Annotated in this window: 16 protein-coding genes; 7 read left to right on the top strand and 9 right to left on the bottom strand. The window is 67.4% G+C overall.

The features are described 5' to 3' along the window. Nucleotides 1-49 precede the first annotated feature (49 nt). The 4 genes from rsmG (at nucleotide 50) to ACQHI0_RS28380 (ending at nucleotide 4,938) form a co-directional block, all read left to right on the top strand. Entirely contained in the window at nucleotides 50-790 is a 741-nt protein-coding gene (rsmG, locus tag ACQHI0_RS28395; protein ID WP_427904831.1) for a 16S rRNA (guanine(527)-N(7))-methyltransferase RsmG, read from the top strand. A 1,275-nt stretch (nucleotides 791-2,065) separates the two neighbouring features. Beyond that, nucleotides 2,066-3,061: a ParA family protein gene (locus ACQHI0_RS28390; RefSeq protein WP_427904830.1), complete on the top strand. Its 996-nt coding sequence runs from the start codon at nucleotides 2,066-2,068 to the stop codon at nucleotides 3,059-3,061. Between the two features lie 33 nt (nucleotides 3,062-3,094). Beyond that, on the top strand, nucleotides 3,095-4,132 hold the full coding sequence (locus ACQHI0_RS28385; RefSeq protein WP_427904829.1) for a ParB/RepB/Spo0J family partition protein: 1,038 nt from the start codon (nucleotides 3,095-3,097) through the stop codon (nucleotides 4,130-4,132). Between the two features lie 80 nt (nucleotides 4,133-4,212). Next, entirely contained in the window at nucleotides 4,213-4,938 is a 726-nt protein-coding gene (locus ACQHI0_RS28380) for a GNAT family N-acetyltransferase (protein WP_427909330.1), read from the top strand. 59 nt (nucleotides 4,939-4,997) lie between these two features. On the opposite strand, the gene ACQHI0_RS28375 is transcribed toward ACQHI0_RS28380, so the two are convergent. The 8 genes from ACQHI0_RS28375 to ACQHI0_RS28340 form a co-directional block, all read right to left on the bottom strand. Beyond that, entirely contained in the window at nucleotides 4,998-6,209 is a 1,212-nt protein-coding gene (locus ACQHI0_RS28375) for an N-acetylmuramoyl-L-alanine amidase (RefSeq protein ID WP_427904828.1), read from the bottom strand. 132 nt (nucleotides 6,210-6,341) lie between these two features. Next, on the bottom strand, nucleotides 6,342-6,674 hold the full coding sequence (gene trxA / locus ACQHI0_RS28370) for a thioredoxin (protein WP_378545159.1): 333 nt from the start codon (nucleotides 6,672-6,674) through the stop codon (nucleotides 6,342-6,344). A 32-nt stretch (nucleotides 6,675-6,706) separates the two neighbouring features. Further along, complete coding sequence (gene trxB, locus ACQHI0_RS28365) at nucleotides 6,707-7,693, bottom strand: thioredoxin-disulfide reductase (RefSeq protein ID WP_427904827.1); 987 nt, start codon at nucleotides 7,691-7,693, stop codon at nucleotides 6,707-6,709. A 142-nt stretch (nucleotides 7,694-7,835) separates the two neighbouring features. Beyond that, nucleotides 7,836-8,597, bottom strand: a complete 762-nt coding sequence (locus ACQHI0_RS28360; protein ID WP_427904826.1) for a hypothetical protein — start codon at nucleotides 8,595-8,597, stop codon at nucleotides 7,836-7,838. Between the two features lie 96 nt (nucleotides 8,598-8,693). Further along, the gene (gene sigM, locus ACQHI0_RS28355; RefSeq protein WP_427909329.1) at nucleotides 8,694-9,251 is read right to left on the bottom strand and encodes an RNA polymerase sigma factor SigM; all 558 of its coding nucleotides are present in this window, start codon (nucleotides 9,249-9,251) and stop codon (nucleotides 8,694-8,696) included. 335 nt (nucleotides 9,252-9,586) lie between these two features. Next, nucleotides 9,587-13,207 (bottom strand): murein biosynthesis integral membrane protein MurJ, encoded by a 3,621-nt coding sequence (locus tag ACQHI0_RS28350; RefSeq protein WP_427909328.1) that lies wholly within the window; start codon nucleotides 13,205-13,207, stop codon nucleotides 9,587-9,589. A gap of 1,478 nt (nucleotides 13,208-14,685) precedes the next feature. Continuing rightward, a complete protein-coding gene (locus ACQHI0_RS28345) occupies nucleotides 14,686-17,145 on the bottom strand; it encodes a DUF6049 family protein (RefSeq protein ID WP_427904825.1) in 2,460 nt (819 codons plus the stop codon). Further along, nucleotides 17,142-17,597: an NUDIX hydrolase gene (locus ACQHI0_RS28340; RefSeq protein WP_387221260.1), complete on the bottom strand. Its 456-nt coding sequence runs from the start codon at nucleotides 17,595-17,597 to the stop codon at nucleotides 17,142-17,144. Before ACQHI0_RS28340 ends, ACQHI0_RS28345 begins: the two co-directional genes overlap by 4 nt. A gap of 273 nt (nucleotides 17,598-17,870) precedes the next feature. On the opposite strand from ACQHI0_RS28340, the gene ACQHI0_RS28335 reads away from it, so the two are divergent. Then, nucleotides 17,871-19,334: a CCA tRNA nucleotidyltransferase gene (locus ACQHI0_RS28335; protein ID WP_427904824.1), complete on the top strand. Its 1,464-nt coding sequence runs from the start codon at nucleotides 17,871-17,873 to the stop codon at nucleotides 19,332-19,334. Here ACQHI0_RS28335 and ACQHI0_RS28330 read toward each other — a convergent pair whose 3' ends face one another. Further along, nucleotides 19,335-20,150 (bottom strand): hypothetical protein, encoded by an 816-nt coding sequence (locus ACQHI0_RS28330; RefSeq protein WP_427904823.1) that lies wholly within the window; start codon nucleotides 20,148-20,150, stop codon nucleotides 19,335-19,337. A gap of 138 nt (nucleotides 20,151-20,288) precedes the next feature. Here ACQHI0_RS28330 and ACQHI0_RS28325 point away from each other — a divergent pair, with 138 nt between their 5' ends. After that, on the top strand, nucleotides 20,289-20,687 hold the full coding sequence (locus tag ACQHI0_RS28325) for a TOBE domain-containing protein (RefSeq protein WP_427904822.1): 399 nt from the start codon (nucleotides 20,289-20,291) through the stop codon (nucleotides 20,685-20,687). Continuing rightward, the gene (modA, locus tag ACQHI0_RS28320) at nucleotides 20,684-21,427 is read left to right on the top strand and encodes a molybdate ABC transporter substrate-binding protein (protein WP_427904821.1); all 744 of its coding nucleotides are present in this window, start codon (nucleotides 20,684-20,686) and stop codon (nucleotides 21,425-21,427) included. The genes ACQHI0_RS28325 and modA overlap by 4 nt, the downstream gene beginning before the upstream one ends. The last annotated feature ends 2 nt before the right edge of the window (nucleotides 21,428-21,429 follow it).

Raw genomic sequence — 21,429 nt, 5'->3', positions numbered from 1 at the left:
GCCTCCGGTCTCGGACCGGGGGCTTTTTCATTGCCATCAACGGAGAAGGATGTTTCACGTGGAACGAGAACTGAGCGCGCCGTCCGACGAGCTGGAACCGCCCGCCGCCGCTGCCCGCGTGTTCGGCGACCGCTTGGACATCGCTCGCCGGTACTGCGCTGCGTTGGCGACGGCCGGCGTGGAACGCGGTCTCATCGGACCGCGTGAGGTTCCCCGGTTGTGGGAGCGTCACATTCTCAACTGTGCTGTCATCGGCGAGTTGATCGACGAAGGCGCTTCGGTGGTCGATATCGGGAGCGGTGCCGGTCTTCCTGGAATCCCGCTGGCGATCGCTCGGCCCGATCTTCGGATCACCCTCGTGGAGCCGTTGCTGCGGCGGACGATTTTCTTGAGTGAGTTCATCGAGGAAGCCGGGCTGGATGTCACGGTGGTTCGCGGTCGTGCCGAGCAGTCGGGGGTGATCAAGGAAGCGGGCGGTGCTGATGTTGTTACTTCGCGGGCGGTCGCTCCTCTTGCCAAGCTTGCGCACTGGTCTCTGCCGCTCCTCCGTGATCATGGTCGGATGCTGGCGCTCAAGGGGACGAGTGCGGCTGAGGAGCTCGAGCGGGATGGTGCTGAGTTGATTCGTGATGGGGCTACGGATCTTCGGGTTGTGGGGTGTGGTGCTGGGGTTGTGGAGGTTCCTACTTTGGTGATCAGTGCTGAGCTGCTCCCCCGGGCTGAGCGTCCTAGTCGGCGGAGTGAGCGTAAGGCTGCTGGGGTGGAGAAGAAGGCTCGGAAGCGTCGGTGAGTTTGGTTTTCTTTGGGTTGGTTTGAGGGTGGGTGCGTTCGAAGGGTTTTCGTAACGTGACGAATTGGGGTGAGGGTTGTTGTATGGGGTTTGGGCGGTGTGAAATTCGTTAGGTGTGGCGGGGTGGCGCGTTAGTGGTGTGCGTGTGCGTTGTGACCACTCCGCTGGCGGTCGCGTTTTGGGGTGGGAGTGTTTCACGTGGAACGGGGGGTGGTTGTTTTGTGGTGGCGGGGGTGGTGGTGTGCGGGGGTGTTGAGATTTGGGGTTTGGTAGTCCGGGACGCGCTGGCTGTATTTTTGGCGCGCTGGCGCGCGCGTGTCCGCGGCCCTGAGGGGCCGCCGGTTAGCCACCGGGGCTTGCTCCTTCGTCGCGTACGCCCCGGCGGCTAACCGGCGACCCGGCCGCGGACCGGCCACTTCGTGGCCGTCCCTCCCTAGGGGTCGGGAGTGCGGTGGTTGGGGTGGGTGGGTTGTTGAAGACGGGGACAGGCTGGGTGTGCGGCGTGGGGGTGTTGAAGACGGGGACAGGCTGGGTGTGCGGCGGGGGGTGTTGAAGATGCGGACTGGCTGGGTGTGCGCCGTGGTTCTAGAGATGTGGACCGGCTGGGTGTGAGCGGTGGGTTCTGGATATCTGGACTGGCTCGGTGCGAGCGGTGAAGATTTAGAGATGCGGACTGGCTCGGTGTGGGCCGCGGGTATTCAGAAATGCGGACGGGCTCGGTTGTGCGCCGTGGGGATTTGGAGATGCGGGCAGGCTGGGTGTGCACCGTGGGATTTGGAGATGCGGGCGGACGGGCTGGGGTTCGCTCAGCGTTGTCGGTGTGGGAGCTGCGCGGTGGGTGGTGGTGTGGGAGCTACTGCATGGGTTGCGCGGTGTGATTGGGGGTGGGGTTTGGAGGTGCGAGTGCGCTCGGGGTGGGCGGGGTTGGGGTCTGCTTGGTGGCGCGTTCGTGGGTGGTTGGCGCGGGGGTTATGTGCTGGCTCGGTTGGGCGGTGGGGTGTCGGGCCTGGGGTGCGGAAGGCTCAGGGGGTGGGACTGTTTCCCGTGAAACATCGGCGGTGGGTGTTAATTCGGCGGTCTTTGGTGTGTCTTACTCGGCGAGCCGCGATTCAGCTTTCCTAAGTGTCTTGGGGCTGGCAAGCTGTCAGAGTCGGTGGGAGTGAGTTCGCTCCTCGGGTCTTCGAGTTCTCCACCGACGCAGTTTGTTTGTGACGACACGGCGCCGACGCTCGTCGGGGATACGTGATCTGAAGTTTCTCGGGTTAGGAGCAATCTATGTCGAGCGGTCCGGCGAATGTTTCACGGGAAACAACGTCGCGGGTCCCGGGGATGCTGGATTCCAGCAGCTTCGACGCGGAGACGTTCGGGAATACTCCTTTCGGGCATATCTCTCCGGCCGAGACCCCGATCGCGGCGGAAGCGCAACGCGCCAGCCAGATTCTGCATCCAGGAAAGGTCACTGTGCCGAAACCCCGCGAGCAACGGATCATCACCATCGCCAACCAGAAGGGCGGCGTCGGCAAGACAACTACGACGGTCAATCTCGCTGCGGCGCTAGCGCACCAGGGAATGACGGTCCTTGTGGTCGATCTGGATCCGCAGGGGAACGCGAGTACGGCGCTGGGCGTCGCGCACAACTCGGGTGTGCCGTCCAGCTACGAACTGCTGATCGGTGAAGTGACGGTCAAAGATGCGATCCAGGTGAGCCCGCACAGCGAGCGCCTACTCTGTGTCCCGGCCACGATCGACCTGGCCGGCGCGGAGATCGAGCTGGTCTCGATGGTCGCCCGGGAAGGGCGATTGAAGACCGCGATCCGCGAGGCGGGCATGGTCGGCTTCGACATCGACTACGTACTGATCGACTGCCCGCCCTCGCTCGGCCTGCTCACGGTCAACGCGCTCGTGGCGGCCAAGGAAGTGCTGATCCCGATCCAGTGCGAGTACTACGCGCTGGAGGGCGTGGGTCAGCTGCTGCGCAATATCGGGCTGGTGCAAGCGCACCTCAACCCGGAGCTGCACGTGTCCACCGTCCTGCTGACGATGTACGACGGCCGCACCAAGCTGGCCGACCAGGTGGCCGAGGAAGTACGCAACCACTTCGGCGACGTGGTGCTCAAGTCGATGATCCCGCGCAGCGTGAAGGTCTCGGAGGCGCCGGGCTACGGGATGACCGTGCTCGATTACGATCCAGGCTCGCGTGGTGCGATGAGCTACATGGATGCGGGACGCGAGCTGGCCAGTCGTGCGCAGCTGAAGCAAGACGCGTCGTAGCGTGAGTTGGAACGAGGAAGGGATCGGTAGCCGATGAGTCAGGCGAAAAAGGGCGGTCTCGGTCGCGGGTTGGCCGCATTGATCCCGACGGGTCCGGCCGTGGCGCCGGGCTTGAGCAGTGCTGCGGCGAGCGTGATCGGGATCAATCCGATCGGCCCGCAACCGGCCGAGGCATTCCTGCATCGGGTTCCGGATGCCGAGCCGGAGCCGGAGCCCGAGCCCGAAGCCGAGCTGGTCTCCCCCGGCGACGCGGTGTACCGCGAGATCCCGGCAGACCAGATCGAGCCGAACCCGAAGCAGCCCCGCCAGGTCTTCGAGGAAGAAGCACTGGCCGAGCTGGTGCACTCGATTCGCGAGTTCGGGCTCATGCAGCCGATCGTCGTGCGTCGCACCGAACCGGGCGTCGACAAGTTCCAGTTGGTCATGGGCGAGCGCCGTTGGCGCGCCTGCCAGGAGGCCGGACTCGCCACGATTCCGGCGATCATCCGCGACACCGACGACGGCTCGATGCTGCGCGACGCGCTGCTGGAGAACATCCACCGCGTGCAGCTGAACCCCCTCGAAGAGGCGGCGGCCTACCAGCAGCTGCTCGAGGAATTCGACGTCACCCATGAGGAATTGGCTTCGCGAATCGGTCGCTCGCGACCGGTGGTGACGAATATGATTCGTTTGCTGAAGCTGCCGATTCCGGTGCAGCGTCGGGTGGCCGCCGGGGTGCTCTCGGCCGGACATGCCAGGGCGCTGCTCGGCTTGGATGCCGGCGTGGACGCACAGGAAGAATTGGCTGCCCGGATCGTCCGTGAGGGAATGTCTGTTCGGTCTACCGAGGAAGCGGTGCAGCTCGCGAACCGCAACCCCGCGACGACCACTCCCCCGGCGCCGAAACGCAAACCGATCCATATGCCAGGTCTGCAAGATGTCGCCGAGCGACTGTCGGGGTCTTACGACACCCGAGTCACGGTCAGCCTCGGGAAGAACAAGGGCAAGATCGTTGTCGAGTTCGGTTCGGTCGAAGATCTCGAGCGCATCGTGGCGCTGATGGAGCAAGTCGGCCCCGAAACGTCACTGTGACTGAAAGAGGCGGCACGTACTGTGGATAGTGATGTGGCGTGAGCGTGGATGAATCCGACAGCTGGAGGCTGAACAGAGCGGTGTCGACCAGCGTCACGGCTTTGACTCTCGACGGGCTGGGTCAGCTCCCGGCGCACACCCGGCGGTGTGTGTTCTGGGAGCTCGACCCGGCCGTCGCCGCTGACTCGCACGCCTTCAGCGATCCGGTCTTCGAAAAGGAAGCCTGGCTCTCGACGGTGATGCTCGAGTGGGGTTCGTGCGGGCAGGTGGCCCACGTGGACAACAATCTCGCGGGCTGCGCGCTGTACTCGCCCCCGAGTGCCGTGCCGCGATCGTCGTTGTTCCCCACCTCCCCCGTAAGCCCGGACGCGGTCCTGCTGACCACGCTGCAGGCCGAATTCCCGTATGACGAGGCCGATGTAGCCCATCACCTGGTTCAGGCCGTGGTGGGCGATCTGGTGCGTCGTGGCGTGCGCGCACTGGAGGCGTTCGGCATTCGCAACGGTCCACCGTCGAGTTCGGTGGCCGATCGCGGATTCGGATCGTCGATGCGGCTGATGGAACGGATCGCGGCACCACTGCGCGATCCGTCGTCGGCGACGAGGTGCACTCCCGAAACCTGCATGATCGACGCCGATTTCCTCGCCGAGGTCGGGTTCGAAGTGGTGGCCCCGCATCACCGCTTCCCCCGCCTGCGCCTGGAGCTCGACTCCGATCACGGCTGGAAGGAAGACGTCGAGCGCGCACTCGACCAGCTTCTGGCCGCTGCCTCGATGGAACCGCCCACGCGCGTCGGCGTGCAGTAACACCGGACAACAAAGAACGGCCCCGCGAACATTCGCGGGGCCGTTGGTCTTTGAGGGAACTACACGCGCGGGGACGAAACGTTGCCCGCGTCGGCGGCGGCCAGTTCTTCGGCGAGCAGTTCGGCGAAGGTGTAGGTGCCGGTGGGCTGGTCGTCCTGGCCGAGCAGGTACAGCCGCTTCACCGAGACGAGAATCGCTTCGGCGATCACGTCGCGCATGCGCGGGTTGGTGAGAACCGAGGCGTCGTAGTCGTTGGTGAGATAGCCGAGGTCCACCTGGACGGTCGGCATCTTGGTCAGCCGCAACAGGTCCCAGGTGCGCTGGTGAGTCCGGCAGTCCTGCACCGAAGTTCGGGCCACCACTTCGCGCTGGATGTAGCCGGCGAGCACCTGGCCGATCATCGACACCGAACCGTGTGAGTTGCCCCAGTAGAAGCTGGCCACGCCCTTCGCGGACGGATTGTCACTCGTCGCGCAGCGCAGCGAGATCATCAGATCAGCGTCGAAGGCGTTGGAGGTTTCGGCGCGTTCGACATCGGTGGGATTGGCGCCCCACGGCCGGGACAGGAAGGTCTCCATGCCGGTCGCGGCCATTCGGCCTTCGAGCCGAGAAGCCAGATCCCAGAGGATCTCCGACTCGTACTCGTCGCCGAATTCGGTGGGCACCGCGAAACCCTTGTCGATGCCGCCGAATCCGGGATCGATGACAATCCGCTTGCCGGTGAGCTGCGGGCCCGCCCGGTGCACCACTTCTTCCTCGGCGATGCGGTGCGGGTTGCCACCGGTGACGCGCGCGCCGAGCAGATCCAGCGAGCGCAAGGTGTCGGGTCCGCAGATACCGTCGGCGGACAGGCCGATCTCGCGCTGGAACGCGCTGAGCCCGTCATGGGTGTGCGGGCCGAAATGCCCGTCCACCCGGTACACGTAGAAGCCGAGGTCCTGCAGCTTGCGCTGCAGGGTGGCCACGTCGTCACCGTAGAGCGGCGCCGACAACTGGTAGATCAACGTACGAGCACCCAGCCGGTAGGAGGCTTCCTTCAGCGCACGATAGGTGGCCGGACCGACCACCCCGTCGACGAGCAGACCGCGCTGCTGCTGGAACGCGCGGATCGCCGAATCGAGGGGCCGATCGAACACCGCCTCGGTATCTTTCCAATACTCCGATCCGTCCGTGGATTCGACGTGTGGGAGATGCAGGAGACCGAGGCTTGCGAGGGTGCTCCGAACCTCTGCGACGGCTGGTCCTGAATCGCCGTGACGAAGTCGGTGCATGCGTGAGAGCCCTTTCCTTCGGCCGGAGCGTCCGTCGATTGTCGCAGACCCGGGGCGCTTTGCGGGAATCCCGGGTCCAGGCATCCTACGGCGCGTCGGCCGGTAGGAGGCGCTTTTGTCGGATGCGCTGGGTTAGATGAGGCCGTCGAGCTCGCGCAGCAGCGCCGCCTTGCCCTTGGCGCCGACGATCTGCTTCACCGGCTTGCCACCCTGGAACAAGATCATGGTCGGCAGCGACAGGATCTGGTAGTCGCGGGCGGTGCCGGGGTTGGCCTCGGTGTCGAGCTTGGCGATGGTCAGCTTGTCGGCGTGGGTGCCCGCGATCTCCTCGAGCACGGGGGCGACCATCTTGCACGGGCCGCACCAGTCGGCCCAGAAGTCGACGAGCACCGGCTTTTCGCTGAGCAGGACGTCGTCGGCGAAGGACTGGTCGGTGACGGTGATGGTGTTGGCGCTGTCGGCCATGGGTGTCTCCTCGACAGGGGTGGAACTCGAAATCAGTTGGTGCGCACGGCGGCCGGGCCGTCGGCGTGGTCGAGCGTGTTGGCGGTGATGTCGCCCTGCTCGGCGAGCCAGCGTTCGGCGTCGATCGCGGCGCGGCAGCCGGTGCCCGCAGCGGTGATCGCCTGCCGGTAGGTGTGGTCGACGAGGTCGCCCACGGCGAACACGCCTGCCACGTCGGTGGCGGTGCCCGGATTGGTCACCAGCACATAGCCTTCGCCGTCGAGAGCGACCTGGCCCTTGACGAGTTCGCTGCGCGGGTCGTGGCCGACGGCGACGAACAGCCCGGTCGCGTCGAGCTCGGACTCCTCGCCGGTGCGGGTGTCGCGCAGGGTGAGGCTGGTGACGCTCTTCTCGCCGTTGACCTTCACGACCTCGGCGTTGAGCCGGAACTTGATCTTCTCGTTGGCCTTGGCGCGCTCGAGCATGATCCGCGAGGCACGGAACTCCTCGCGACGGTGCACGATGGTGACGCTCGCGGCGAACTTGGTGAGGAAGGTCGCTTCCTCCATGGCGGAGTCGCCGCCGCCGACCACGACGATGTCCTGGCCCTTGAAGAAGAAGCCGTCGCAGGTGGCGCAGGCACTCACGCCGCGACCGAGCAGCTCCTGCTCGCCCGGCACGTTCAGGTAGCGCGCGGCCGAACCCATCGCGAGGATCACGGCATAGGCCTCGAAGGTCTCGTCACCGACGGTGACCTTCTTCACGGGGCCGGACAGGTCGATCGCGTCGACGTCCTCGGTGCGCAGCTCGGCGCCGAAACGCTTGGCCTGGTCGCGCATCTGCTCCATGAGGTCAGGGCCCATGATGCCGTCGCGGAAACCGGGGAAGTTCTCCACCTCGGTGGTGGTCATCAGGGCGCCACCGAACTGGGTGCCCTCGAAGACCAGCGGCGAAAGCTCCGCGCGGGCGGCGTAGACGGCCGCCGTGTAGCCGGCGGGGCCTGAGCCGACGATGATCAGGTCGCGAACTGGCGTGCTCATGGGGCCCTTCCGAAAAAGCAATCTGGGGACGTGTCGGTCAACAACAGCCTAAACGGTGTTGTTCCCACGGCGCTCTGGGCAGGGCAATCCTGATGTGTCTCTCCCCCTGGGCCCGGTTTTACCTCTTGAGAGCCTTACGGAATCAACCGATGTCGCGCAGAGTCAGCTGTTCTGGGATACCCGTGGTGCAGCCGGTGCCCACGACCAGCGCAGTGATAGTCGGTGCCTTGGCGCCCTGGACAAGGACCAGAACGGCATCGGACCCCCGGAAGGTGATGTTCGTCGCGCCGAGGACCGTGCGGTCGATTCCGTTCGCTTGCACACAGCGGGTGAGCGCGGCCTCGTCGGCCAGTGGGCCGACCACGTCGCGTTTGCCCAGCGCGCGCAGTGCGGCGGCGGTGGTGAGTTCGTCGGCGGCCGCCGGTTCGGTGTACGGGGCGGCGGTGGGGGTGCCCTCGGTGGTGTCGAGGGTGCTGAACACCGCACCGGCGCCTGCCAGGACCGCCACGGCCGCGGCCGCCGCGGCGAGCAACCCCATCCGCTTCCGTGATCGGTAGCGGTCCAGCGAGATCGGCGTGACCCGGACGGTCGGACCGTCGTCGGCGACCGGTTCGGCCGCTGGGATCGACCGCGGCGTGATGCGTTCGGTCGGCCCCTCCCCCGCGTCGAGATCGGCGACGAAACGGAACATGCGGTCGGCCACGTCGTCGGGCATGCGGTGCATGACCCGCTCGTCGGTGGCGAGCGTGCGGAGGTGGGTGTTCACCTCGTCGAGCTTGTTCAGGTAGTGCAGCGCGTCTACGTCGGTGCGGACCACGGGCCACAGTTGCTCGCACAATTCCGGCGCGAGGTTGTCGGCATGCAGATCGGCCAGCAGTTCCGACGGGAACGGAGGCTGCGGCACGGATCGAGACACCCTCGCACCTCCCCTGTTCTGTCGATATCGGATCGCAGGATTTACATCGCTGACTTGTTCGTCACTGTTAATGACGCATCCCGACTACATCCGGTTCCCTGGATCCCGGAAAAATTCCAAACGTTCTTGCAAACGTACGCGCGCTCGGGCGCATCGGCTCTTGATCGTGCCCGGCGCCACGCCGAGCGCAGCGGCGGTTTCGGCGACGCTGCGGCCTTCCATCTCGGTCATGACCAGGGCCAAGCGCTGTTCGTCAGGGAGGGTGAACAGCGCCTCGCTCACGACGGTGGACAGTTCGTAGTGAGCGAAGGCATCGTGCGGGTCGATCGCTTCGGGCATGGTGTCGGGCAGGACCGAGATGGCGCGGCGGGTCTTGTTGCGGCGGATCCGGTCGAGGCAGGCATTGACCACGATGGCGTGCAGCCAGCTGCGCACCTCGGATTCGGCGCGGAAGGTGTCGGCGGTGCGGTGGGCCGAGAACAGCGCGTCCTGCAGGCAGTCGGCGGCGTCCTCGCGGTTATAGGAGGTTCGTAGCGCGGTCTGCCAGAGATGGTCGGAGTGCCTGCGCAGCAGTTCGGCGAAGACGTGCGGTTCTCCGCGCACGTGGGCGGCCAGCAGTTGCTTGTCGCTACCGTTCTCCAGGAACGAGCGGACGCAGGCCGCGTCCTGTCGCGGCGGTACACCGCGGACGTGCTCGTTGACTTCCGGCGACAAAACTGACCCCTTGGACAGCGCTCGTTACGGCGACTTCAAGTCGGCGAAACAAGGCCGATCCATCACCTGCGACTACTACGCGGCGTCCAGGATCGACGTCGACAAATCCTGGGTAACTCTCAACCGAGAGCGCGGGGCGATCATATCGTCGATAACAATTACGCACCAACCGGACCGCGGTTCGATGAAGATCGGCGATGAGCCCGGAAATGATCGACCACCTGCACAGATCGCGGAGGCGGGAGGGGACGCGGGCGGCCCGATTACGGCGCGGCGTCGAAGCGGACGTCGGCGATCGCGGTCTGGAACTGACCGCCCGAATTCGCCAGTCCGGTGATCCATACGAGCACGAAACGAGCGGCTTGATCGGTCTGCACGGCGATATCGGTGACCCCGTCACCGAGCTTGGCCGAACCGATCAGCTGGGTCTGGTCGAGGGTGGGGGCCTCGGTGGGCGAGGTGCGGATCTCGACGGTGCTGCCAGCGCTGGGTGAGGTGATCGACACATTGGTGAGCTTCGCCGGTGTCGGCAGCGTGGCCAGCAGCCCCACGCCCTTCTTGAGGGCGGGGAACTGCTGGAAGTACTGATCGGTGCGCCACAGTGTCGAGGCGTTGTTGTCGAGCACCGCGCCCGCCGCCGCGGCACCGTCGGGGGTGCCCTCCGGGGAGAACACCGCGGCACCGGTGACCGGCACCGGCACACTCGTCGGCGGTGCCGCGGATTCGGCCGCGGGCGGTGCGCTTGCCGCCGGCGGCGGTGCCACGCTCGAAGTGAGGCCGATATTGATCTGCTGGTCCAGCGGCTTATCCGAGGCGCCGGGCGCGAAGATGCTGACCATCCACCAGATCAGCACGCCGACCACCAGCGCCGCGAGCACGCCGAGGCCGACCATGATCCACAACATCCGCTTGGAGCGTTCCCGCTCGGCGGCCAGCAGTTCCGGGTCGGCGAGTGAATCGGCACCGGGGGCGACAGCCCGCTGACCCAGTCGTAAGACCGGAATGAAATCGGTCTTCTGGTCGACGACCGAGGCCTGCTCGAGCACGTGCTGCACGGTGGCGGCGGTGCGTACGCCCTTGTTGGATTCCAGCGAGCGAACCGCGACCGCCGAGATCTCGAACGGCACCTCCGGCCGGATCTGCCGCGGTTCCACCGGCGTGCCGTCGGGCCCGAAATCGGCCAGTCGCAGACCGCCGATGGTGGCCGCCGCGCCGGTGACGCCGCCGACCCGAATCGGCCAGCGCGCGGTGATCAGGGCGTAGAGCATCGCGCCGAGGCCACGGACGTCGCCTTGCGCGTCGGAATCGCCGAGCGTGCCGGGGAACGCGAGGACGGCGTCGCCGGAGGCACTGATCCGGATCCGATCGGGATGATCGATCGACAGCGACCCGCCACCACGATGGGCGAGTTCGGCCGCCGAGGCGAGCGCCCTGATGGCCCTGGCCGCGCCGATCGGCGACGGCACGGTCTCGGCCATCTCGCGCAGCGAACGGCCGGGCGTCCACTCGGCGACGACGATGCCGCCGGAGCTGCCGCGGACCACGTCGAGCACCCTGGCCAGACCGGGCGAATTGATCCGGCCAAGCCGCAGTGTGCGTGAGAGCACCGCCTGCGGGCCGTCGTGCCCGGAGTTCTCGCCTGCGCTCTGATCGGCGTCGACGAAGGTCAGCGCGACCTCGCGATCGAGCTTGATATCGAGTGCCTGCCAGAACTTCAGCCCACGCGCCCCGCCGTGACCGGCCAGCAGCCGGTAGCGGCCACCGGCGACAGACGCGCCCGGCATGAGCTTGGGGCCACGCTGCGCGCGGTTGGCCGCGGCGCTCGGGGCCACCTGCGGCGGGATCGGCAACATGCCGGTGTCGTAGGTCGGATCGTGCGGCGGCATGGCCGAACGCGTGTCTTGGTCGTGCGTGTCGCGTTCGTCTGGCGCGTCGGCCTGCTCGGACCCCGTCGAGTTCGGAGCATCGGGCCCGACCTCGGTGGACATTCCTGCTGCCGCGCGCGCCGCAGAATCAGCGGCTGGGACGCCGCCCACCGCGTCATCGCTCACCCTCGGTCCTCCTTCGGCCTGAAAACCCGTGTCGGTCTGCGGAACAGCGTACGGGAACTGTGCTTTACCGGTGCTGTCAACAGCGCCCGGTCGAATGACGGGAAGCACCATGGTCTGGGTGTCCAAAGACTGCCCGTACGCGGGGAATCCGTAGGTATCGGGACGGCGGAGGACGGTGGTCGCGTAGATGTCGTCCGCCGGGGTGTCGTCGAGTCCGAGATCCGGCGCGGGCGGGGTGATGCCGAGCTTGCGCGAGATGGCGACCGTGATGGCGACGACCTCGGGAATTCCGGCCAGACGCATGAGTCCGAACGTCACCGAGAACATGACCAGCGCATCGATGACGACGCGCAGCAGCGAGCCCGCGCCACCGGAGACGCGGTCGAGCCCGGTCACCGTGTCGACGATCAGCATCACCGCGCCGCCCGCGATCGAGGCGAGCAACACTCTGGTCACAGTTCGGCCGACATTGACCATGCGCAAGTCGCCGAGACTGCGGTGCAGCAGCACGCCGCCGATCACCGCGCCAGCGGTGAAGCCGAGGCCGGTGGCGACACCGAGCACGATCACCACGTCATCGCTGTCGCGGGCGATGACCGGTGCCAGTGCCGAGATCAGGATCTTGATCGTCGTGATGCCGAGGATGATCCAGGTGGGCGTCCACGCCTGCTCGCGCGCGTAGAACACCCGCAAATGGATGAGTACGAGCGAGTACGGGATGAGCGAGAACGCCGACCAGCTCACTGCGTCGCCGAGTCGCTCGGCATCGCCGGAGAATCGTGCGTAGCCGTAGAGCGCCTGGCCGATCTCGGGGCCCGCGAGGGTCATGAAGGTGACGATCGGGAGCATCGCGATCATCGTGAGCCGGGTGGCTACGGACAGGTCGTCGACCACTGCGGGTGTGTCGTCGTCGGCGGCGCTGCGGCTGAGTCTGGGCATGATCGCGGTGAGCAGGGTTACCCCGATGACGCCGTAGGGCAGCTGCAACAGGGCCCATGCGTTCGCGAAGATCGCGGGGCCCGCCTCGTCGGCCTTGGAGGCGATGTTGTTCGCGACCACCAAGCCGATCTGGCTGATCAGCACGTACAAGATGATCGCGATGCCCATCCTGCCGAACTGCTTGAGGCGCGCGTCGACTCCCCACAGGGGACGCAAGTTGATCCCGTGCCTGCGGATCGCGGGCAGCAGACAGAGTGCCTGGGTCGCCACGCCCGCGGTGATACCGAGGCCGAGAACCAGCAGTTTCGGATCGCTCATCCGCACCGGATCGAGGGTGATCTCGCCGGGCGTCAGCGCGTAGACCGCCAGCACCGTCAAGGCGACCACATTGTTCATCACGGGGGCCCACGCACCCGGCTTGAATGCCTGCCTGGTGTTGAGGATCGCGGTGAACAGTGCCGACATTCCGTAGAAGAGGAGCGCGGGTGCCAGTAGGTAGGTCAGCGCGACGGTCAGGTCCGTGTTCACCTTGCCGTCGGACGAGACGAGCACGTGACCGGCCAGGATCGGGGTGGCCGCCAAAGTCAGCACAGTGGCGACGAACAGCACGGTGAAGGCCGCTGTCACCAATCTGCGCACGAACGCGGCACCGTTGTCGGCGTCCTCCTGCTCGGCGCGGATCAAGGTCGGCACCACGATGGCAGTCAGCACGGCGCCGAGGACGAGCTCGGCGATCATGTTCGGGATCAGGTTCGCCGAGATGAACGCACTCGCGATGGCCGGGCCGAGCACCGTCAGCAACAACAGCTGCTTGGCGAATCCGGTGATCCGGCTGATCAGCGTCGCGACCGCGATCGAACCCGAGTCCTTGAGCAGCCTCGCATTGGCACTCATCGGGGCGACGCCCGCTTTTTCGGCAGGCTCGGCCGCCACCTTCTTCGGCCGGGCGATGACCTGAGTCCGCTCCGACCGATCGCCGACAGAACCACTCGCGGCCCGGCCACGCTCACCGAATCCGGCACCAGCCTGACGACCGTCTCGCGCGGGATCCGCGGCGGGCATCCCGGGAAAGCTCGCGCGCGGTGGCACCGGCCGCCCCTGCTCCGGCGGAGCTTGCCTACGTCCGCCGGGCTGATCGGGCCGATCCTGCCTCGGAATAGCCCCGGACTGCCCACCACGCGGCGGGGCCGGGCGTTGCTGCGGGAACTCGCCCGAGGGGTTCGGACCGGTCCGGCGCGGGGCGTATCCGTCCGGTCCGGGGCGCTGTTGCTGGGGGAATTCGCCGGAGGGACTCGGCCCGGTCCGCCGCGCGGCGTATCCGTCTGGTCCCGGGCGCTGTTGCTGGGGGAATTCGCCGGAGGGGTTCGGGCCGGTCCGGCGCGGGGGGAATCCGTCCGGTCCGGGGCGCTGTTGCTGCGGGAATTCGCCCGAGCGCCCGGCGGGACCAGGCGCACGGCGTTGCGGTGGAGGTGTGGGGCGGCGGTCGGGGCCGGGTGCCGGCGGGCGTGGTGGCTCGCCGGGACGCCCGGCCGGGCCGCTGACGCCGGGGCGCGGTGCCTGCCCGCCGCCGGGACGTTGCTGCTGCGGGAACTCACCCGAGCGGTTAGCCGGGCCGGGTGGCTGTTGGCGCGGGTTCGGGACCTGCCCGGGCCGCTCGCCGTGCGGCGGGCGGTGCGGATCCGCGGAACGCTGATCCGGACGACCGGTGGGCGGCCCTGGTCGGCCCGGTCCTGAGCGGGGTCCCACGGGCGGTTGGGGCGTGCCGATCTGATCCGGTCCGGGACGGTAGCCAGCCGGCGGCGGTTCGGGGCGATAGGCCGATCGACCCGGCGGCATGGGCGGGCGCGGGTCGCGGTGAGCGGCGGGCGGTTGAGGTGCGCTCGGGTCGGCGGAACCCGGCCGGTATCCGGTCTGTTCGGCGGGGCGGTAGCCGGACTGTCCCGGTATGTCGGGCCGAGGTTCGGGTCGCTCCCCCGGATGACGCGGTGCGCCGGACTGTCCCGCACCAGGATGGCGGGGCATCGCCTGCGGATCGAATCCCGGATCACCGGGCCGGACGGGCGGACGGCTGTCGCGGGGGGCGGCGAAGTCGGGGCGGTGGCCGGGCGCACCAGTACGCCGGTCCACCTCGTCGCGATCGGCGTCCTGTCCGGCCGTCATCCCGCGTTCCCACGGCGCGCTGGGGGCAGCCCGGCGCAGGGTCGGGTCGTCGTCGTGGTCACGCCGATGAGCGGAATCATCGTCGCCCATCATGCCTCCTGTACCCGGCGTAACCCGCGAATCTCGTCGCCTTGCGGTGAGCGTTTCGCTCACCGGTGCCACTCTCGTCCTTGTCTGTCATGGTGCCCTGACCGCGCGTCAGGCGCGGGCGTTCACTGCCCTCGCAGCTTCTGACGCGCGCGCCGCAATCGACCCGCCCGTTCGACCGTCTCCGGGGCGAACCCTTCGTCGGCGGGGTCGGGTTGGCCGCGGAACCGGCGCAGCAGTCGGCGCCCGGCCAGCAGCAACAGCAGTATCGCGGCACATCCGGTAATTATGGCCAGCGCCTGACCGTAGGCGTTCGAGCGCACGGAGACCGACGTCGCGTCGCCTAGCGCTATCCCGTCCGGAGTGGTAAGGGCGATCGGAATCACCAGCTTACGGCTGTCGCTCACCTCGGTCGGGATCTGGAACGACCGGGTACCGGATGGCGGAAGCAGCTGTTCGCCGATATCGGTGATGTTCGTCTCTGCGGGTGCTTCGATCCGGAACATCACCCGGATCGCGACGGGCAGTTCATTGCGCGCTACCAGCAACAACGGGCTCTGCTCGGAGGCGAGCGTGTACACCCCGCCCGGCGGCAGCACCGAGACCGAGGCGAACATCGTGTCCAGTTCGCGGGTCGCCTGATCGATGCGGCGCTGGGCGTGCAGGTCGGCCAGGGTGTCGTTGTCGGCCCTGCGGTCGGACAGGCTCAGCGCGCGCAGCAGGTCCTCGCGCGCCGGGGTCAGGAAAGCGTGCGGGGTGAGCTCGGATTCGGGCAGCTCGACCAGTGCGCGCATCAACTCGGTCACGCGGGCGCCCTGGGCGTGGACCGGCTCGATGAACCGTTCCGGCGCGGCGTCCTGGGCGGCGCGCGGCAGATATTCCAGCGCGAACGGTTGCGGGTCGGGCGCCTGGGTGACGAGGTCGGCGAACGCGCGCGGGCTCGCGAGGTTGTTACGGGTGAGCAGTTCGACCTGCTTGAGCAGCGCGATGCCCTCCTCCCGGCTGGCCCCCCATTGCTGCGGCGGCATCAGCAGTTGCGAGCGCGGCCGGTCCGGCGACGGATTGAGCGCACCCCACGCCATCGCGCCGAGCGCGTCCTGCAATCGGGCCGCGCGCGAGTCGTTGGTGACGTCGAACCGCACCTTCGACGGCGTGAACGACGGCGTCGGCGGGTTCGAACCGACCGCGGCCAGCGCGGTCGCCGACCAGATGTCGAAGGTGGTCACGCGCAGCGCGGGATCGGTCCCCGCGGCGGCACCGGCGGGCGGTTCGACACTCACGCCCGGCACCCGCACGACATCGGGCACCGCCTGCTCCCCACCCACGACGACATCGGGCGCGAGCGTGGTCGGCGCGGTGGTGAGCGCGTTGTCGGTATCGGCGGGCGACCCGTCACCCGACACCGCCGATCCGGCCAGCACCGCCGTCCCGTACCCGTGCTCGCGCAACAGCCTGCCCGCCGGATCGTCGATGCTGCCCGCATCGGGCAGGCTCACCCCGCGCAACGACTGCGTACCGAGGATCGAGTCCACTACATCGGCGGGTGCGATCAGGGCCCGCGCCGACAGTTCCGGATCGTTCACCGCGGCCAGCGCCGACATGTCGACCTGCGCGAACGGCAGGGCGACCGTGCACATCGACCCGGCCAGCGCGCGCAACCGGTCGAGCCAGGCCTGCGCGTTCGCGGCCCCGGTCCCCTCCCTGGTCGCGCCGCTCGGATCCGACGGACTCGCCAGCACCCGATAGCCCCGCGTCATGGTCTGCACGGTCGAGACGAGGTCGGGATCGATGGCGATACACACCGATCCGGCCACACCTTTGTCTTTGCCCGGCGCGGGCACCACCGATTCCAGCGCCGCGACCAGCTGTTCGAGGCGGCCGCCCTTGCCGACCGAGGCCGCCAGTTCGTCGTCGAGCAGTTCGGCCTGACCGTTCACCGAGCCGGGCTTGCCCGCGACCATGCGCGGCCGGTCGGCCAGCGGCCAGATCATCGTGGTCGCGACCGGCGATGCTTCCGGCGGTGTGGCCACCGGCGGGTTCGTCTCGTCGGTACCGGGCAGCCCGAGCACGGGAAGCAGGAAGCGCGCGTCGTCGAGCCTGGCCTGGGTGCCGTAGGCGGGTTCGCCGTTGACGTTGAGCAGCAGCGGATACACCCCGGGATCGGTGAGCCCAAGCGATGCCTCCGAGCCCGCGCGCAACGCGATACTCACCGAGAACTGTTTGCGCTGACCGGGACTCAACTGCGGCGCGACATCCTGGAACGGGCCCGTGACCTCGTAGTTCACCTGGTCCAGGCGCAGCGAACTGCGCAATCCGCTCGGCGCCTCCACCGCGGCCGCCCGCTGGATCCGCACGCTCACATCGTCGACGACCCGGTCACCGATATTGGTGACCGTGCCCGAGACGGTCAGTTTCGGGTCGCTGCCGGTGGTGACCGTGCCCGGCGCCACCGCGTCCAGGGTCAGCTTGAGAAACTTCGGTGTTCCCGACTCGTCCGTTTGAGCGTGCGCGACCGCGGGCAGCAGCGTCATCGAACCCAAGATGGTCAGGACCGCCGTGATCAGCCGGAACAGTCCACCCGTCATCGCTTGCCGGTCTCCATCCGGTCGATCAATCGATTCGCTACTTCGGCCAGCCGCCGTTCGTCGGCGTAGGCCAATCGGGAATCCAACTCGCTCAACGGAACCCACGCAACCTGGGTGACTTCGACGTCGGCGTCGGACAGCTCACCGCCCAGACACCGCAGCAGGAAATGGTGCACGGTCTTGTGTACCCGTCTGCCCTCGGTGACGAACCAGTAATCGATACTGCCGAGTTCGGCGACCACCTCACCGTCGATACCGGTCTCCTCGGCGACTTCGCGGATCGCGGTCTGCTCGGAGGTCTCGCCCTCTTCGATATGCCCTTTGGGCAGCGACCACAGCAGGCGGCCTCTTCTGTCGGTGCGTCCGATCAGGGCGGCCGTGCGCTGGTCTTTCGGACCGTCGAGGCCTTCTACGACCAGCCCGCCCGCGGAGGTTTCCCGGACGGTGCGCATGCGCGGTTTACCGGCATTGTTCGCCGAACCACGCCGCCGCGGCTGGCGGCGTCGACTGTTCGCGCGATCGGCCGGAGGAGACACCCGCCCAGCTTAGCTGTGCAGATTGAGTGCGGGCGCGGTCGAGGGTGCGGGGCTGGGTGGGTTGTCGAAGACGGAGACAGGCCGGGGTGCACGGGGTGGCTGGGTTGGGTGGGTTGTGGAAGAGGGGGACGGGTGCGGTCGGTGGCGGACTGTGGGGAATCGATTCGACGGGGTCGGTAAAGTGCCTGTGTGGTTTCCCCGGATGTTGTTCCTGATGCTGTGGCGGATCGTCGTGCTCGCCTGCTGGCGGGGGCGGCGGTGACGTTGGGGCAGCTCAATGATGTGCTGGCGCCGTTGGGGGCGATGTTCGCCGAGCGGGGGCACAGTCTTTATCTGGTCGGGGGCAGCGTGCGGGACGCGGTGCTCGGGCGGCTCGGGAACGACCTGGATTTCACGACCGATGCGCGGCCGGAGGTTGTGCAGGAGTTGATGCGCGGGTGGGCCGACCATCTGTGGGATACCGGCGGCTTGGCTTTCGGGACCGTCAGTGCGGCCAAGGATGATCAGCAGCTCGAGATCACGACTTTCCGTGCCGATACCTATGACCGGGTCTCGCGCAATCCCGAGGTCACCTTCGGTGACAGCCTCGACGGTGACCTGGTGCGCCGCGATTTCACGGTGAACGCGATGGCGGTGAAGATCGCCGCCGACGGCTCGCTGGAATTCGTGGATCCGCTCAACGGGATCGACGCGCTGCTCGACGGCGTGCTTGATACCCCTGCGACGCCGCAGGATTCGTTCGACGACGATCCGCTGCGGATGCTGCGGGCCGCACGTTTCGTGGCGCAGCTGGGGTTCGAGGTGGCGCCGCGGGTGCGTGCGGCGATCATCGAGATGGCCGATCAGATCGACCGGATCACCGCCGAGCGAGTACGCGCCGAACTCGACAAGCTGATCGGCGCCGACCACCCGATCGACGGCATCAACCTGATGTGCGACACCGGTCTGGCGCAGCGCGTGCTGCCCGAGGTGCCCGCGATGAAGCTCGAGATCGACGAGCACCACCAGCACAAGGACGTGTATCAGCATTCGCTGACCGTGCTGCAGCAGGCGATCGACCAGGAGGAAGGCGACCCCGACCTGGTGTTGCGCTGGGCGGCGCTGCTCCACGACATCGGCAAGCCCGACACCAAGCGCAACGAACCCGCGGGCGGGGTGAGCTTCCACCATCACGAGGTGGTCGGCGCGAAGATGGTGCGCAAGCGGATGCGGGCGCTGAAGTACCCGAAGGCGTTCACCGAAGAGGTTGCGCGCCTGGTGTTTCTGCACCTGCGCTTCCACGGGTACGGCAAGGGGCAGTGGACGGATTCGGCGGTGCGCCGGTACGTCACCGACGCCGACGACCTGCTCGATCGCCTGCACAAGCTCGTGCGCGCCGACTGCACCACGCGCAACAAGCGCCGAGCGGCGGCGCTGCGCTCGACCTACGACGAGCTGGAGGAGCGGATCGCGGCGCTGCGCGAGCAGGAGGATCTGGCGCGGGTGCGGCCGGATCTGGACGGCAACGCGATCATGGAATTGCTCGGGCTGCCGCCGGGCCCGCAGGTGGGCAAGGCGTGGAAGTTCCTGAAGGATCTGCGTCTCGACCGCGGCCCGATGACGCGGGAAGAAGCCGAAGCGGCCCTTCAGGAATGGTGGAAGACCCAGTCCTGATCAGAAGACGATCAGTGTTGTCCCCGCGATGATGGCGTCGCGGATCTGGGTCAGGTCGAACGAGCCGGTGGTCTCGGGGAGTTCGAGCCGGAACTTCACCACGTCACCGCGCCGGTGCGCGTATGAGATGCTGGCCCGGTTGGGCAGATCGTCGAGCAGCAGCGCGGGCGCCGGCACGACGCGTTTGGGCAGCCGGATGCCGTACCAACTGGCCTTGCGGATGTCGAGGGTGAGCAGGTTGTCGTAGACCTGCCCGTCGATGACCGCCCGCATCTTGCGCGTGCGATGCGTCGCGACGATCTGTCCGCGGTCGTCGAGCCGCACCCGCCAGTCCAGGTTCTGGGCGTCCACCCACTCTGCCATCGCGCTGATGCCGAGGGAGCCCTCGATATCGAGCTGCTGGACCCGGACCTTGGTCGGCACGCCGGGAATCAGCCGCACGCCGTGCGCGACCACGGTGACCGTGTCGAAGGGGTGCGAGTCCCAGACCAGGTTCGACAGCACCGTCTTGCTCTGGAAGTGAGCGCCGCGTCTGCGCAGCTTGAAGGTGTCGAGGGTGGCGGTGAGGTCGTGTCCGAGCAGCGTGGCGTTGATCTCCTGGCCGCCGAAACGGCTGAGGATGCCCTCGCTGAGCACGGTCATCAGCACATCGGGCATGAGCGCGGTGACGGTGCCGGAACCCAGGTCGGCGACGGGATCGGCCCAGGACGTGGTGAAGCCGAGCCACTGGTCGATCCATGATGGGTCGAGCAGACGTTTGCCCATATCGACAGCGCCCGCCAGTGACCAGGACTTCGGATCGAAATACGTGGCCATGATGGCTCCGAGCGTACTTGGCCGCGTCGCCGGTAGCCACGAAGTGTGACCCGATTATGGAATGTCACGACCGTTTGATTCCGAAAGTGCGGAGATGTTTTCTTGTTATGTCCGAATCTGCGGACCTATCCTGTTCTGGTGGTGAAACTGCGAATCAAGGAAGCGGCCGACCTGCTCGGCGTCAGCGACGATACGGTGCGTCGCTGGATCGACACGGGCACGCTGACGGCGACCAAGGACGCCGCGGGCCGCTTGGTGCTGGACGGCCGGGAGCTGGCCGAACACGCCGTCGACCAGGCGCGCACGCCACACACCCAGGTGGGAAGTGCCAGCTCGGCACGCAACCGGTTCCCCGGCCTGGTCACCCGCGTGGTGACCGACACGGTGATGGCACAGGTGGAGATGCAATGCGGTCCTTTCACGGTGGTCTCCCTGATGAGCAGCGAATCGGTGCGCGAGCTGGGGCTGGAGCCGGGCAGCGTCGCGCTGGCGAGCGTCAAGGCGACCACCGTGGTGATCGAGAAGGCCGCCGAATGATCCGCCGGGTGGCAGCGGGTGCTGTGCTGGTCGTGCTCACCGTGAGTGGTTGCGGGAGCGGTGATTCGGCGCAATCCACGCTGACGGTGTTCGCGGCGGCGTCGTTGAAGAGTGTCTTCACCGAGCTGGAGAAGGACTTCGAGACCGCGAATCCCGGTGTGGACGTGCAGTTCTCGTTCGCGGGTTCGTCCGACCTCGCCGCACAACTCCAAGCAGGCGCTCCCGCTGATGTCTTCGCCGCCGCCGACCAGCCGACGATGGACAAGGTGGTGCAGGGCGGTCGAATCACAGCGGCACCAGCCACTTTCGCCACGAACGTCCTCACGATCGTCACCGCACCGGGAAATCCCAAGGGCATCAACGGAATCGACGACCTTGCCGACGCCACCCTGGTCGTCTGCGCTCCGCAGGTTCCGTGCGGCCGGGCGACGAAAAAGGTCGCCGACGCCGCGGCCGTCACCCTGCATCCCGTGAGCGAGGAGTCTTCGGTAGCCGACGTGCTCACCAAGGTCACCTCGGGCCAGGCCGACGCGGGCTTCGTCTATGTCACCGACGCGGCCGGTGCGGGTGCGAAGGTGAGCGCCGTCGCGGTTCCCGAGGCCTCGGCAGCGGTGAACGCCTATCCGATCGCGGTGGTGGCGGATTCGAAGCAGGCTACGACGGCGCAGAAGTTCACCGAGCTGGTGACCGGTCCCACCGGCCGAGCGGCTCTGGCGGCAGCCGGTTTCGGTGCGCCGTGATC

The sequence above is a fragment of the Nocardia sp. FBN12 genome, assembly GCF_050320175.1.
Taxonomy (GTDB): Bacteria; Actinomycetota; Actinomycetes; order Mycobacteriales; family Mycobacteriaceae; genus Nocardia.
This window is presented reverse-complemented; position numbering and strand designations above follow the sequence as displayed.